Origin of the sequence: Actinomyces sp. B33, assembly GCF_028437565.1 — a bacterium.
Taxonomy (GTDB): domain Bacteria; phylum Actinomycetota; class Actinomycetes; order Actinomycetales; family Actinomycetaceae; genus Pauljensenia.
The window spans coordinates 127,150-141,145 of the sequence record NZ_JAMRYR010000001.1 but is presented as its reverse complement, the minus strand read 5'-3'; the positions used below and the strand labels follow the sequence as shown (position 1 = coordinate 141,145).

General features: G+C 72.0%; 12 protein-coding genes and 1 tRNA gene. 8 read left to right on the top strand and 5 right to left on the bottom strand.

Annotated elements, in window-relative coordinates:
* Positions 1-400 precede the first annotated feature (400 nt).
* The 3 genes from M3T53_RS00645 (at position 401) to M3T53_RS00635 (ending at position 3,263) form a co-directional block, all read left to right on the top strand.
* Complete coding sequence (locus M3T53_RS00645) at positions 401-2,200, top strand: serine/threonine-protein kinase (protein ID WP_272432494.1); 1,800 nt, start codon at positions 401-403, stop codon at positions 2,198-2,200.
* 61 nt (positions 2,201-2,261) lie between these two features.
* Positions 2,262-3,098: a DsbA family protein gene (locus M3T53_RS00640; RefSeq protein ID WP_272432493.1), complete on the top strand. Its 837-nt coding sequence runs from the start codon at positions 2,262-2,264 to the stop codon at positions 3,096-3,098.
* A 92-nt stretch (positions 3,099-3,190) separates the two neighbouring features.
* Positions 3,191-3,263 (top strand) — tRNA-Thr (locus tag M3T53_RS00635).
* Positions 3,264-3,560: 297 nt separating this feature from the next.
* Here M3T53_RS00635 and M3T53_RS00630 read toward each other — a convergent pair.
* Positions 3,561-4,262: a uracil-DNA glycosylase gene (locus M3T53_RS00630; RefSeq protein WP_272432492.1), complete on the bottom strand. Its 702-nt coding sequence runs from the start codon at positions 4,260-4,262 to the stop codon at positions 3,561-3,563.
* A 78-nt stretch (positions 4,263-4,340) separates the two neighbouring features.
* Between M3T53_RS00630 and M3T53_RS00625 the strand changes: the two genes are divergently transcribed.
* Together M3T53_RS00625 and groL are read left to right on the top strand one after the other, a co-directional pair.
* Positions 4,341-4,970: a LytR C-terminal domain-containing protein gene (locus M3T53_RS00625; RefSeq protein WP_272432491.1), complete on the top strand. Its 630-nt coding sequence runs from the start codon at positions 4,341-4,343 to the stop codon at positions 4,968-4,970.
* Positions 4,971-5,290: 320 nt separating this feature from the next.
* Positions 5,291-6,916, top strand: coding sequence for a chaperonin GroEL (groL, locus tag M3T53_RS00620; protein WP_272432490.1), 1,626 nt, complete (start codon positions 5,291-5,293; stop codon positions 6,914-6,916).
* Positions 6,917-7,001: 85 nt separating this feature from the next.
* Here groL and M3T53_RS00615 read toward each other — a convergent pair whose 3' ends face one another.
* The 4 genes from M3T53_RS00615 to M3T53_RS00600 form a co-directional block, all read right to left on the bottom strand.
* Positions 7,002-7,292 (bottom strand): WXG100 family type VII secretion target, encoded by a 291-nt coding sequence (locus tag M3T53_RS00615; protein WP_272432489.1) that lies wholly within the window; start codon positions 7,290-7,292, stop codon positions 7,002-7,004.
* Positions 7,293-7,435: 143 nt separating this feature from the next.
* On the bottom strand, positions 7,436-8,392 hold the full coding sequence (locus M3T53_RS00610) for an HD domain-containing protein (RefSeq protein WP_272432488.1): 957 nt from the start codon (positions 8,390-8,392) through the stop codon (positions 7,436-7,438).
* 75 nt (positions 8,393-8,467) lie between these two features.
* On the bottom strand, positions 8,468-9,982 hold the full coding sequence (locus M3T53_RS00605; RefSeq protein ID WP_272432487.1) for a sensor histidine kinase: 1,515 nt from the start codon (positions 9,980-9,982) through the stop codon (positions 8,468-8,470).
* A gap of 4 nt (positions 9,983-9,986) precedes the next feature.
* Positions 9,987-10,697 (bottom strand): response regulator transcription factor, encoded by a 711-nt coding sequence (locus tag M3T53_RS00600; RefSeq protein ID WP_272432486.1) that lies wholly within the window; start codon positions 10,695-10,697, stop codon positions 9,987-9,989.
* Between the two features lie 129 nt (positions 10,698-10,826).
* On the opposite strand from M3T53_RS00600, the gene M3T53_RS00595 reads away from it, so the two are divergent.
* Genes M3T53_RS00595 through M3T53_RS00585 form a run of 3 tightly spaced genes read left to right on the top strand, consistent with a single transcriptional unit; the run spans position 10,827 to position 13,974 of the window.
* On the top strand, positions 10,827-11,378 hold the full coding sequence (locus M3T53_RS00595) for a PH domain-containing protein (protein ID WP_272432485.1): 552 nt from the start codon (positions 10,827-10,829) through the stop codon (positions 11,376-11,378).
* Positions 11,375-13,057 (top strand): PH domain-containing protein, encoded by a 1,683-nt coding sequence (locus M3T53_RS00590; protein ID WP_272432484.1) that lies wholly within the window; start codon positions 11,375-11,377, stop codon positions 13,055-13,057. Before M3T53_RS00595 ends, M3T53_RS00590 begins: the two co-directional genes overlap by 4 nt.
* Positions 13,054-13,974, top strand: a complete 921-nt coding sequence (locus tag M3T53_RS00585) for a Rossmann-like and DUF2520 domain-containing protein (protein WP_272432483.1) — start codon at positions 13,054-13,056, stop codon at positions 13,972-13,974. The genes M3T53_RS00590 and M3T53_RS00585 overlap by 4 nt, the downstream gene beginning before the upstream one ends.
* Positions 13,975-13,996 lie beyond the last annotated feature (22 nt).

Here is a 13,996-nt window from a genome sequence, read left to right as displayed (position 1 = left end):
GGGGCGCGGCGTCGCGCACCGCCTCCCCGAACCTACCACCTGGAGGGGGTCGAGGGGGGAGTTCGGCGGTGTCGTTCGCGCCCGGCGGGCGGGGGCGGCGGCACCGCCCGCTGAGCGCCTCGGCGTCAGTCGGCCGGCGTCTGCGGGACGAGGGCGGTGGGAGCCGCGGGCAAGTCGCGCTCGACGAGGTGCCGGCGTCCGTGGGACGAGGGCGGCGGCGTATGCGATGCGCTGCGACGCGCGAAGCCCGGTGCCCGGGGGCGGCGCCTGCGCCTGGGCCCGGACCGCCGCCTCGCGGCCGCGAGGCCCGGGGCCGGGGACTTAGGGGAGCGCGGTGGGAGTGGCGTCGCCGGAGGGGACGAGGCCTCGAGGTGGGGGCGGCGGCCTGTAGCCTGGCCGGGTGGAAGCAGGAGACGAGATCGGCGGCTACGCGCTCGTGAGGCGGCTGGGCTCCGGCGGCGCCGGGACGGTCTGGCTCGCCGAGGACGGCGCCGGCCAGCGCGTCGCCTTCAAGGCGATCCACCCGGCCCTCGCCTCCTCCGAGGCCGCCCGCGCGCGCCTCGTCCGCGAGGCCCGGACCGTCAACTCGGTCGCCTCGACGGCCGTCGCCCACGTCCTCGACATCGAGGCCGACGCCTCCCAGCCCTTCATCGTCTCCGAGTACATCGACGGCCCGACGCTGTCCTCCCTGATCCGCTCGGGCCCCATCGGCCCCGTCGGCGTCGCCGCCCTCGCGCACCGCCTCGCCGACACCATCGGCGCCGTCCACGCCGCGAGCATCGTCCACCGCGACATCAAGCCGTCGAACATCATCTGCTCGCCCGACGGGCCCGTCCTCATCGACTTCGGCATCGCCATGACCGGCGACGACGACCGGCTGACCGGCACCGGCCTCGTCTCGGGGACCGCCGGGTACACCTCGCCCGAGCTCCTGCGCGCCCAGGAGTGCGACGCCGCCGCCGACTGGTGGGCGTGGTGCGCGACCCTCCTGTCCGCCGCGACGGGGCGGCCCCCCTTCGGGTCGGGCGACGTCCAGGGCGTCATCATGCGGGTCCTCGACGGGGACCCGGACACCCGCGGGCTGCCGGCGAGGACCGCGGCCGCGCTCGCGGCCGGTCTCGACCCCGACCCGCGGCGCCGCCCCTCGCCGGCGCTCATCGGCGCCGACCTGGCGGCCGACGCCGGATGGCCGCCGAGCGCCTTCGACGACCCCGGCCTCGACTGGGCGCGGGCCCTCGCCCCAGGGGAGGCGACGCAGGTGGTCCCCGACGCTGGCGCCGTGACGCGCGCTCTTCCCGCCCGGGCGTGGGGCGCCCCGATGGTCCCCGACGCGACGGCCGCCGATCGGACGCGGCCGCTGCCCGTCGTCGAGGACGCGCCGGCGGACCCGACGCAGGTCCTCCCCGCCCCCGCTCCCCAAGTCCCGCCGCCCGTATCTCAGTGGATGCCGGTCGACGCCCCCTTCTCCCCCGCACCGGCCGCCCCCGGCGCCCCGCCCTGGGCTGGGGATGCCCTCGCGGATGGCGAAACGCCGGGCGCTCCGCACCCGTGGGAGCAGGCCCCGCCGTGGGAACAGCCCGCCCCCCTCTACGCGCCCGATCGGCCCCGCACCGCATGGGTCCTCGGAGCGTTCCTCATGATGCCGCTGGCGATGCTCCCCCTGATTCTCGGGGCGACCGGGACCGCCTCCGCCGTCCTGGCCCTCGTCGTCCCGGCTCTCGTCGGCGCCGTCCTCGAATGGCGGGAGCGCCGCCGCGTCCGGCGGGGCGGAGCGAGCCCCTGGGACACCGCCGCCGCCCTCGCGATGTCCCCGCTCCTGGCGGTCCGCGTCCTCGCGGGCCTCGTCGTCGGCGCCGCCGTCGCCGCCGTCGTCCCCTACGGCCTGTGGGCCGCGCGCACGGCCTTGCTCACCGGCGCCGTCCCGTGGGCCAGGCCCCTCGACGTCCTCGCCTCGCCGACCCCGCTCATCGGCGTCGACCCGGTGCTCTCGGCCCCCTCGGAGGCCGCGGTCGCGTGGGGACTGGGGTGGCTCTTCCTCGTCGGCGTCTGGGCGATGCCCACCTCAGCGGATCTGCGCGCTGGGGTCTCCCGCGGCGCCAGGCGTTTCCTGGGGCCCCTGTGGTCGAGGATCCTCGCCGCGACGGCCTGCTTCGGTGTGGTCGTCGCCACATGGATCATCATCACAGGCGGGATGTTGTAGGGCGCGGATCCCGAGCCGTCTGGGTACTGTGAATCCAGTTATCTCCTGGAAAGGTCCTCACATGGCGAAGAACACCGTTCCCCCCAGTGACGCCGCTCGGGTCAAGGCCCAGCAGATGCGCCAGGCCCAAGAGCGCGCCGACAAGCGCACGCGCAACATCATCATCGGCGTGGTCGCGGCCGTCGTCGTCGCAGTGATCGCCGTGGTCGCCATCGTCGTCGGCAACCAGATCGCCAAGAACGCTCGCGCCCACGACAGCGCGAACACGGCGCTCCTCGGCTCCTACGAGGACGGCGGGCCGATCGTCGTCTCCTCGAAGGGCGTCGGCGTCGCCGACGACTCGGTTCCGACCCTGACCGAGTACTTCGATTACTCCTGCCACGCGTGCGCCGACATCGACGGATTCATCGGTAGGGACCTGAGCGACGGCGCCCTCGCCGGCGACTACACTCTCGAGATCCAGCCGGTCACGGTCGTCGGGGTGGAGTACGCGGGGCCGGCGACGACGGCCTCCCTCATCGTCGCCGATCAGGCCCCCGACCACTGGATCGAGTTCCACCACGCGCTCCTGGCCTACTTCGGCAGCCAGTACAGGGCCGGCGAGGGCCGCGTCGTCTCGAACGAGGAGGCCTCGTGGAAGCAGGTCAAGAGCATCGCCCTCGAGGTCGGCGTCCCCCAGGAGATCGTCGACTCCTTCCCCGTCAACGTGTCCGACGCGTATCTCGAGCGGGCGACGAACGAGTGGAGGGAGGCGCCCATCGCCGGGCGCGAGGGCCTGGGGACCCCGGAGTTCGTCAAGGATCACAGCACGAAGATCGTCCTGAGCGGCACGGACGCTCCGTCGATCCTGGAGACGATCCGCACGGGCATGGGCCTCGAATCGGCCTCCGCCCAGTAGTCGGTCTCGGCGCTCGGTGAGCGCCGATGGCGTCGTGCGGGGCCCGGGCGGATTCGTCCGGGCCCCGGCCGTCATGGCAAGATACGCGTGTCGCCGCCTTAGCTCAGTTGGTAGAGCAGCTGTCTTGTAAACAGCAGGTCATCGGTTCGAGCCCGATAGGCGGCTCGGCTGTTCGAGCATTGCAATCTCCCGGGGAGCCCCGATGAAGAGGCTTCGCCCTATGCGTGCTATGCGCGCGACATGACCTTTTCTTCAGCCACTGCGATCAATGATGGGTGTGCGTTCCCCGACGAAGACCCATCGTCCTGCGTGCATGGGAGCAGGCGGGTTTCCTGCTGTTTCTTCACTCGGTGGCCCTCTGTCGCCTCGTGAATGAGGCGGGGACGGGTCCGGCGCGTCGCTGATGCGTCGGTATTGCCTGTGTCGACGGGCCGTGCGGCCCGTCGACGAGGCCCCGCCCCGTTACGGCAGCGACCAATCGACGGCGGACGCCCCTTGGGCGACGAGCAGCTCATTCGCCCGCGAGAACGGTCGCGACCCGAAGAACCCGTAGCGGGCCGACATCGGCGACGGGTGCGGGGATTTGACCACCGGCACGTCGCCCAGGCGGGGTTCGAGCGTCTGGGCGTCCTTGCCCCACAGGATCGCCACCAGCGGACGCCGCCGTCCCTCCTCGTCCGTGCGCGCGACGAGGGCGTCGATCGCGCACTCGGTGACCTCCTCCCACCCGCGCCTGCGGTGCGATCCCGGAGCCCCCGGACGAACGGTCAGCACCCGGTTGAGCAGGCACACCCCCTCGCGCGACCACGCCGACAGGTCGCCGGACGTCGGGCGGGCCGCCCCCAGGTCGGATTCCATCTCGGAGAAGATGTTCTGCAGGGACCGGGGGATCGGCACTCCCGGCGCCACGGAGAAGCTCAGCCCCATCGCATGACCCGGCGTCGGATAGGGGTCCTGGCCGACGATGAGGACCTTGATCTCGTCGAAGGGGTAGGTGAACGCCCGCAGGACGTCGGTGCCGGCGGGCAGGTAGTGGCGGCCCTCGGCGATCTCGCGGCGCAGCATCGCGCCGATCTCGTGAATGCGGTCCTCGACGGGGGCGAGGGCCCGGGCCCACCCGGGATCGACGAGGGCGGACAGGGGCTGCGGTTCGTTCTCGGTCACGGCCCCAGCGTAGGACAGGCGACCGGCGCGCCCGCAGTGGAGCCGCGCGCGCGTGCGGCTTGCCGTTAGTCTGAACGGGTGAGTGCACAGTACCCCAAGGACGAATTCGACCGCGCCGGCGACGACATGCCCATCGGCATGCATCGCGCCCAGCCGTCGAAGTGGAAGAACGTCTGGCCCTTCCTCGCGCTGCTCGTCATCGTCCCGCTTCTGGGATGGGGCGTCTCGACGATCCTGACGAATCGCGGTATCGACGCGGGGAGCCTGGTGCCCTCCGCTCAGGCGCCCCAGTCCGCGCCCGCCCAGCCCGCCGCCCCGGAGCCCCAGTCGAGCCCCGCCCAGTCGGCGGCTTCCGAGCGCGACGAGGACTCGCGCCGCGAGGAGCCGCAGTCCGCTCCCGACGAGGCGGAGTCCGCCCCCGAGACCTCCCCGGCTGACGAGGTCGATCACAACGCCGTCGTCTCAGTCCTCAACGGCACGGGCATCCAGGGGCTCGCGGCCGATCGCGCGGGGACTTTGACCGGTGCCGGGTTCGTCGCCGTGTCCGCGGCGAACGCCCAGGGGTGGCAGACCGAGGTCTCGACCGTCTACTACGAGGACCCGGCGATGCGGGTGACGGCCGAGGCTGTCGGCGAGGCGCTGGGCATCGCGAACGTTCAGGCGACGACCGGCCTGGGCAATCCCGACGTCGTCGTCATCCTGCGCTGACGCCGTCCGCGCCCGAGAGCCCCCGTCGCCGTTCCCGGCGACGGGGGCTCGGCGTCGGCTCTCCGGCGACCTGCGGGAGGGGAAGGGGATGCGAGGACGGCGGACGCGGGGATCGCCCAGGGCTGAATCGGGCGGCGCCCGCGTCCCTCGTCTTGCACTCGCATGAGGTGAGTGCCAAACTTGCCGTTGGCACTCGCCACGGCAGAGTGACAAGACGAACGGGTCAGGTGAGGCCCGGCGCCGGGCGCTCAGAACGCGTCCGGCGCCCGGTCGTCCGTCGCGGGCACCGGCCCAGATCCGCACTGCGGAAGGAAGACAGCATGTCCAAGATCATTCACTTCGACGAAGACGCCCGTCGCGGCATGGAGCGAGGCCTCAACCTCCTGGCCGACACCGTCAAGGTCACCCTCGGCCCCAAGGGCCGCAACGTCGTCCTCGACAAGAAGTGGGGCGCCCCGACGATCACCAAGGACGGCGTGTCCGTCGCCAAGGAGATCGACCTGGAGGACCCCTTCGAGCGCATCGGCGCCGAGCTCGTCAAGGAGGTCGCCAAGAAGACCGACGACGTCGCGGGTGACGGCACGACCACCGCGACCGTCCTCGCCCAGGCGCTCGTCCACGAGGGCCTGCGCAACGTCGCCGCCGGCTCGAACCCGATCGCCCTCAAGCGCGGCATCGACCAGGCCGTCGTCGCCATCGTCGAGCAGCTCCACAAGGACGCCAAGCCCGTCGAGACCACCGAGCAGATCGCCGCCACCGCGTCGATCTCCGCCAACGACGCCGAGATCGGCTCGCTCATCGCCCAGGCCTTCGAGAAGGTCGGCGCCGAGGGCGTCGTCACCGTCGAGGAGACCAACTCCTTCGACACCACCCTGGAGACCACCGAGGGCATGCGCTTCGACCGCGGCTTCCTCTCGGCCTACTTCGTCACCGACAACGAGCGCCAGGAGGCCATCCTCGAGGACGCCTACGTCCTCCTCATGGACTCGAAGATCTCGAACGTCAAGGACATCGTCCCCGTCCTCGAGAAGGTCATGCAGACCGGCAAGCCGCTGGCGATCATCGCCGAGGACGTCGAGGGCGAGGCCCTGGCGACCCTCGTCGTCAACAAGATCCGCGGAACCTTCAAGTCCGTGGCCGTCAAGGCCCCCGGCTTCGGCGACCGTCGCAAGGCGATGCTCCAGGACATGGCGATCCTCACCGGCGGCCAGGTGATCTCCGAGACCGTCGGCCTGTCCCTGGAGAACGCCGAGCTCGACCTGCTGGGCCGTGCCCGCAAGATCGTCGTCTCCAAGGACGAGACGACCATCGTCGAGGGCGCCGGCGACAAGGACATGCTCGACGGGCGCGTCCGCCAGATCCGCCAGGAGATCGAGAACACCGACTCCGACTACGACCGCGAGAAGCTCCAGGAGCGCCTCGCCAAGCTCGCCGGCGGCGTCGCCGTCATCAAGTCCGGCGCGGCCACCGAGGTCGAGCTCAAGGAGCGCAAGCACCGCATCGAGGACGCCGTGCGCAACGCCCGCGCCGCCTCCGAGGAGGGCCTCGTCGCCGGCGGCGGCGTCGCCCTGATCCAGGCGGCCGCCAAGGCGCTGCCCTCGCTCGACGCCCTGACCGGCGATGAGGCGACCGGCGTCAACATCGTCCGCGTGGCGATCTCCGCCCCGCTCAAGCAGATCGCCGAGAACGCCGGTCTCGAGGGCGGCGTCGTCGCCGATCGCGTCGCGGGCATGGAGCCCGGTCACGGCCTTAATGCTCAGACCGGCGACTACGGCGACCTCATGGCCGAGGGCATCTCCGACCCGGTCAAGGTCACCCGCTCGGCCCTGCAGAACGCCGCGTCCATCGCCGGCATGTTCCTGACGACCGAGGCCGTCGTCGCCGACAAGCCGGAGCCGCCGGCCGCTCCCGCCGCCGGCGGGGACGACATGGGCGGCATGTACTGAGCCGACCATGATCGGGCGCTGAGCCGATGATCCGCGCGCCGGGGCCGTCCCGTCAGGGACGGCCCCGGCGCCGTCGTCCAGGCGGCTACCCGGCGAAGAGCGAGACGGAACGGGCCTCCGCCTCCGCGTAGGCGTTCGCCGCGAGCCCCATCTGCGAGCCGATCGCCTCCAGGGCGGTCTCCACCTGGACCTGCGTCGCCCGCCACTGGGACACGCACTCCTGGAAGCTGAGGCTCGCGGCCCCCGTCCAGGAGCCCTGGAGCGCCAGGAGCTCGGCGAGCATCGCCTGGACCTCGACACGGATCCGATCGGCGGTCGCCGCGGTGCGCGCGGCGACGACCGCCACCTGATCCGAATCCACCATGTACATCGCCATCGGGTCCCCCCTCGGTTCGGGCGCCCCGGATGGGCGCCGATGCTCCGACGCTACGGACTGCCGCCCCGGGGAGGACACCGGCGGGGGCCTCCTTGTGGAGGGGGAGGGGCGGGCGTCGCCTGTGGATCAGCCTCTCGGGAGGGTCAGGACGCCGAGCCCCCGGGCAGGTCCATGCTCTCGATCGCCGACTCCAACGAGGAGGCGGTCTCACCGGACTGCGCCTCGGGCGCCTGCGGGGCGATAGGGGCGAGGACCGGCAGCGCGCCGGTCGGCATGGGGGCGTCGTCGGCCACCGGGCACGGGTTCTTCTTCAGGGCGCGGCGCTTGATGATGATGGTCCCGGTCGACGTGACCTCTTCGGGGGCGTCGTCCTCGTCGTCGTCCGCGGTCGAGTCCCCGTCGAGCCCGCCGTCCTCGCTCAGGGCGCCGAGGCGCTCGTTGATCCTCGCCAGCTCGACTTCGAGATTCGCCCGGGTCGACGACTCCCACGAATCCCCCAGGGGGGACAGGTAGATCGCGTCCAGGGCGAGGAGTTTGACGATGAAGGCCCGGCGGGCCCGGTAGTAGGTCGGGTCGTCGAGGTCGGCCAGTTCGAGCCGCAGGTTCTCCCGGTGCTTTTTGTACTCCTGGGGGCTGGCCGCGAGCATCGCGTGGTTGGCGTCGACGAGGACCTGGGCGTCGAGGTCGTCGCGGGGGGCGCGGTGGCGCATGAGGAAGGCGATGAGTTCGTCGATGCGGGCGACGACGTCCTCGGAGACCCCCAGGTCCGTCAGGCGGTTGTGGGCGTGATCGATGCACCGGGTCGTCGAGCAGTCGACACCGGCCCATTTGATCTCCAGCGCCTTGTTGAGGAAGGCGCCGTGGTACCAGGCGGCGATCCGCAGGACGTCGGGATCGTGGGCGGTCGAGGCGATCTCGTCGATATGGGTGAGGACGTCGACGAGATGGCGGAGGTTGTGGACGTGGCGCTCGGGCGCGCTCCACCGCTCGATGAGGTCGCGGGCCTCGGCCGTCAACCGCTCGGTCGGCGCCGTGGCGCCGACCTGCTGCATGGCGTCGACGAAGGCGCCGGGCAGCCACTGAGGCGCTGATGCACCCATGACTTCACTCCTGTCTGAGGAATACGCGGCCATGCTAGCCATGCTCCGGTCCGATGGCACGTCCGGTGGTCCGTGTCACGCGGGGCGCCGGGGGTGCGTCGTCGCGGGGGCGCCGGCCTGCTCGGCCCGTGTCAGCGGCAGTTCGATCCGCACGGTCAGGCCCCCGCCCTTCGTCTTGGCCAATTCGGCATTGCCGTGGTGGGCGGCGAGGATGCTCGAGACGATCGACAGGCCCAGGCCGGACCCCCCCGAGTGCCGGTTGCGCGAGGAGTCGGCGCGGTAGAAGCGCTCGAAGACGCGGGTCCGGTCCGCGTCGGCGATCCCGGGCCCGTGATCGCGGAATTCGACGACGGCGGACTTGCCGACCCGGTTGAGCGCGATCTCGACGGGGGAGCCCTCGGGCGTGTAGCGGATGATGTTGCCGATGACGTTGGTGAAGACCTGCTGGATCCGGTCCCGGTCGGCGGAGACGACGAGGGTCATCGGGGGGTTGAGCCCGGTGAGCGATTGGAGGGAGGCGGTCCTCGTCGGGTCGAGGGCCTGGAGGTCGAAGACCGCGTTGTCCGCCATCTTGACGAGGTCGACGTCGGTGAGGTCCAGGGGGCGTCCTTCGTCGAGCCGGGCGAGGGTCAGGAGGTCCTCGACGAGGGCGGACATGCGGGTCGACTCCGAGGAGATCCTCCCCATGACATCATCGGTCCGGTCCTGGGGGACTCCGCCCATGGAGTAGAGCTCGCAGTACCCGGAGATCGCCGCCAGGGGCGTGCGCAGCTCGTGCGAGGCGTCGGAGACGAATCGTCGGATCCTGCGCTCGGAGGCCTGGCGGGCCTCGAAGGACTGCTCGACCTGGGAGAGCATCGCGTTGAGGGACAGGGCCAGCGACCCGACCTCGGTCGTCGCGGGCCCGGGCCTGACGCGCTGGGTGAGGTCGCCGGCGGCGATCTTCCCGGCGGTGTATTCGATCGTCCGCAGGGGCGAGAGGGAGCGGCGGACGAGCCAGTTGGCGATGGTGCCGCCGACGACGACGATGACGGCGGCGGCGATGGTCAGGTACATGCCGGTCGCCGATAGGGTGCGCTGGACTCCGGTCAGCGGCAGGGCGATGGTGAGGACCCCGATGGGCTGGGCGGATTCGCTCGTGTAGAGCGGGATGGCGATGGCCCTCCACAGGGAGCCGGGGAGCGAGGACTTGACGGTGACGGGGAGGGTCGCCCCGGAGGGGGTTGCGGCCTCCTGCCCGACGGGGAGCAGTTCGGGGATGATCGGGGTCCCCGATTCCTCGAGGGTTTCGGGGTAGTAGACGCTCGTCGCCTCTTGGCCGCGGATCTTCTGGCGGATGTAGTAGAGGGAGGGCAGGGCGGTGCTGGTCTCGCTGGGGGCGCTCATCTGGGGGGCGGAGAGGGTGACCGAGGCGTTCGCGAGCTGGTCGTCGATCTGGGAGACGAGGTGGCGCTGGAGGAGGCCGATCATCACGGTACCGGACATCATCAGGCCGGCGGCGAGCAGGCTCGTGATGACGGCGACGAGCTGGAACGACAGGGGGCGCCTCTCCCATGTCTCCTGGAGCCGCTTGATGGGGCCGATGCCCATGGAGTCAGTCCTCGGCGCGAAGGATGTAGCCGACGCCCCTCTTCGTGTGGATCAGCTCCCCGGAGGCCCCCTCGACGGCGAGTTTGCGCCGCAGGTAGGAGATGTAGGACTCGACGATGGCGACTTCGCCGTCCCAGTCGTACTCCCACACGTGGTCGAGGATCTGCATCTTGGAGACGACGCGGCCCTCGTTGAGGACGAGGTAGCGCAGGAGCTTGAACTCGGTGGGGGACAGGTCGATGTCGACGCCGGCCCGCGTCACCTCGTGGGCGTCCTCGTCGATGGTCAGGTCCCCGATGCGCAGAAGGGCGTCGTCCTCGTCGGCGCCCATCGTCCGCCGGAGGATCGCGCGGATGCGGGCGACGACCTCCTCGAGGCCGAAGGGCTTGGTCACGTAGTCGTCGCCGCCGACGGTCAGCCCTTGGATCTTGTCGCGCATGTCGTCGCGCGCGGTGAGGAAGAGGACGGGGACGGTGACGCCGGCGTCGCGCAGTCGGCGGGTGACGGTGAAGCCGTCCATGTCGGGGAGCATGACGTCGAGGACGATGAGGTCGGGGTGCTCGTTCATGGCCTGGTGGTAGGCGGAGTGCCCGTCCTCGGCGACGAGGACCTCGAATCCGGCGAATCGCAGCGACGAGGCGAGGAGGTCGCGGATGTTCGGCTCGTCGTCGACGACGAGGAGACGGGCCTCGGCCCCCGGTGAGTGAGCATTCATGGGTCCATTGTCGACGATGGGACTGAAGGTTGTCTGGGAGTTCGCGGGGAATAGGAGATGGGGCGCCCGGCCCCTGGGTGGAAACGAGGGGGAGGCGTGCGACAATGACGCCGAAGAGAAAGGATTGCCATGGTTGACGACGCATCCGCGCTCCCCTCGGGCCATGGATCGGCGGAGCCCTCCCGCAGCGGGGGCGGCGCCGGCCTGTTCGCCCCGAGCGACCTCGTCTTCTCCCCGGTCTCCCCGGCGCTGGCCAAGGTCCGCATCATCGGCAACCTCATCTGGCTCGTTCCCGTGGCCCTCGGCTTCGCGGCCGGCGCGATCCTCGCCGATCTCCCCCTCCTGTGGATCGGGACCGCCGTCGCCGCCGCCCAGGCCGCGTGGTTGTGCTGGCTGATCCCCCGGCAGGTCCGCGCGATGGGCTTCGCCGAGGGCGATGACGAGTTCGTCATCCGTCGGGGCGTGATGTTCCGGTCGATGACGCTCATCCCCTACGGGCGCATCCAGTACGTCGACGTCGCCGAGGGCCCGATCGCCCGGATGTTCGGCATCGCCCAGATCAAGCTCAACACCGCCTCCGCCCAGACCGACGCGACTCTCGACGGGGTCCCCGTCGCGGAGGCCTCGCGCCTGCGCGATCTCCTGGCCGAACGCGGCAGCGCGGAACTGGCGGGCCTGTGAGGGCCGGGGACCGGGAGGGCGCTCCCGCTAAGATCCGCGCCGTCGACGAGGGGGTGCCCGCCGACCTGTGGCGGCGCGTCCACCCGTTGTCGCCGGTCATCAGCGCGTGGAAGGCGCTGCTGGCGCTCCTCGCCTTCATCACCTATCAGAACCTCGATCAGGTCCGCGGCCTCCTCGACACGGACCTCGCCCACTCCTTCGGCCTCCGGGCGATCCTGCTGGGGGCCTTCGGCGGGGTCATCGTCTTCGTCCTCATCGCGGGACTGTACTCGTGGCTCGCGTGGCAGCGGACCTCCTACGCGGTGACGGCGACAGCCGTCTGGTTCCGCTCGGGGATCCTCGCCCGCAGCCAGCGCCATGCCCGCCTCGACCGGATCCAGACCCTCGACATCCACCACCCCCTGCTCGGCCGGATCTTCGGCCTGGGACGCCTGACCATCGAGGTCGCCGGTGGATCCGACTCGAACTTCGCCATCGGCTTCCTCAAGACCGCCGAACTCGAGGAACTGCGCGCCGAGGTGCTCGCGCGCGCCGCGGGCCTCGACCCCGACGCCCCCCGGGAGGATGCGTCGGCGGTCGCCTCCGAGCGCGCGCCGATCCCGGTCGCCCCCGAGCGCGTCGTCTACACGGTGCCCGTCGGGCGCCTCCTCGCCTCGCTCGTGATGTCGATGGGGATCCTCGCGTCGGTCCTCCTGGCCCTGGGGGTCGTCATCGGCGCGATCGCCTTGACGGCGATCTTCGGGCCGGGCGTCCTGTCCTCCCTGTTCTCCCTGGTCTTCATCATCGGCGGCGTCGCCTCCTACCTGTGGGGGCGCTTCGCCGGGGAGTTCAACTTCACCGCCGCCGTGTCCCCCGACGGGATCAGGATCCGTTCGGGACTGACCTCGACCCGCGCCCAGACGATCCCCCCGGGGCGTGTTCACGCCGTCACCGTCATCCAGCCGCTCCTGTGGCGCATCAAGGGCTGGTACCGGGTGACGATCACCCAGGCCGGAGTCGGCTCCCCCATCGGGCGCGAGGAGGGCGCGCACCCGCAGAGCCTGTCCGTCCTCCTGCCGGTGGGCGGGCGCGCCGACGCGGAATACGCGCTGTGGCTCGTCGTCCGCGACCTCGGCGTCGACGACCCGCAGGCCTTCATCGAGGCGCTGCTCGACGGAACGGGGGAGGGACAGGGATTCGTCCCCGTGCCCGAGAGCGCCGGGATCCTCGACCCGCTCGCCCGCGCGCGCCGCGCCCACGCCCTGTCGCGCACGTGCCTGGCGGTGCGCGACGGGTGGATGACCCGCACCTCCCTCCTCGTGCCCGTCGAGCGAGCCCAGTCGCTGTCCGTCTCGCAGGGGCCCCTCGAACGGCGCCGCGGCCTGGCCGACGTGGAGGTCGAGATCGTCCCCGGCGAGCACCGCCCCATCGCCCGCCACGTCGACGCGGTCATCGCCCGGCGCCTCCTCGCCGACCTGCGCGTCGCCTCCCGCGTCCGCCGCAGTGCCGAGCCCCCGGAGAAGTGGATGCTCCGCGTCTCCCGGGCCCTGCCCGACGAACCGGAGTCCCCGCAGCCCCCGGCGACCGACGATCCGGGCGCCGACGCCCCCGACGGGGGCGCCCTCATCGGAGGGGCGCTGCCCCCCGGCGCGGGCACGGCACAGGCCGGCGGGATCGCCGGCCAGGACAGCGCCCGATGAGCCGACCGGCGGCCGACCGCCTCGGCATCGGCGTCATCGGCATGGGCCACGTCGGCCCCGTCATCGGCTCGGCCCTGCGCGCGGCCGGTCACGCGATCGTCGGAGTGTCCGCCTCCTCGGCGGGCTCGCGCGAACGCGCCGAGACCATGCTCCCCGGGGTGCCCGTCCTCGACGTCGAGGAGGTCGCCCGCCGCAGCCAGGTCGTCGTCCTCGCCGTCCCCGACGACCAGATCGAGCCGATGGCCGGGGGGCTGGCCGGGCTCGGCGCCTGGCAGACCGGCCACATCGTCATCCACCTGTCGGGGGCCCACGGCACGTCGATCCTCGACGCCGCCGCCCGCGCGGGCGCCATCCCCCTGGCGATCCACCCGGCGATGACCTTCACCGGGTACTCCTTCGACGTCCAGCGCCTCGTCGGCACCCCCTTCGCCGTGACCGCCGCAGCCCCCTTCCTGCCGATCGCGCAGGCCCTCGTCGTCGAAATGGGCGGGGAGCCCGTCGTCGTCGCCGAAGAGGACCGCGTCCTCTACCACGCGGGGCTCTCCCACGGGGCGAACTCCCTCGCCGGGCTCGTCGTCCAGACGACCCGGATCCTCGCCGAAGCCGGGATCGCCGACCCGGCGGCCTACGCCCGACCGCTCCTGAGCGCCGCCCTCGACCGGGCCCTGACGGAGGGGGCAGGGGGCATCTCCGGCCCCGTCGCGCGCGCCGACGCCGGCACCGTCGCCGCCCACGTCCGGGCCCTGGCCGCCCGCCCCGGGCTCGATGCCGAGCTCGGCTCCTACCGGGAGCTCACCGGCGCCCTCATCTGCCTCCTGACCGAAGCCCGACTCCTCGACGAGCGCGCCGCGACCGAGATCCGCACGGCCCTGCTCGACGCCGACGCCGACCCCGGGCCCGGTGGCCCGCGCGCATGACGGACCCGGATTTCCCAGCGCG

Excerpts from the sequence above, each read along its gene's own strand:
- M3T53_RS00605 (WP_272432487.1), bottom strand. The coding sequence starts at position 9,982 with ATGGGCATCGGCCCCATCAAGCGGCTCCAGGAGACATGGGAGAGGCGC.
- M3T53_RS00595 (WP_272432485.1), top strand. The coding sequence starts at position 10,827 with ATGGTTGACGACGCATCCGCGCTCCCCTCGGGCCATGGATCGGCGGAG.
- M3T53_RS00610 (WP_272432488.1), bottom strand. The coding sequence starts at position 8,392 with ATGGGTGCATCAGCGCCTCAGTGGCTGCCCGGCGCCTTCGTCGACGCC.
- M3T53_RS00640 (WP_272432493.1), top strand. The coding sequence starts at position 2,262 with ATGGCGAAGAACACCGTTCCCCCCAGTGACGCCGCTCGGGTCAAGGCC.
- M3T53_RS00615 (WP_272432489.1), bottom strand. The coding sequence starts at position 7,292 with ATGGCGATGTACATGGTGGATTCGGATCAGGTGGCGGTCGTCGCCGCG.
- M3T53_RS00600 (WP_272432486.1), bottom strand. The coding sequence starts at position 10,697 with ATGAATGCTCACTCACCGGGGGCCGAGGCCCGTCTCCTCGTCGTCGAC.
- groL (WP_272432490.1), top strand. The coding sequence starts at position 5,291 with ATGTCCAAGATCATTCACTTCGACGAAGACGCCCGTCGCGGCATGGAG.
- M3T53_RS00585 (WP_272432483.1), top strand. The coding sequence starts at position 13,054 with ATGAGCCGACCGGCGGCCGACCGCCTCGGCATCGGCGTCATCGGCATG.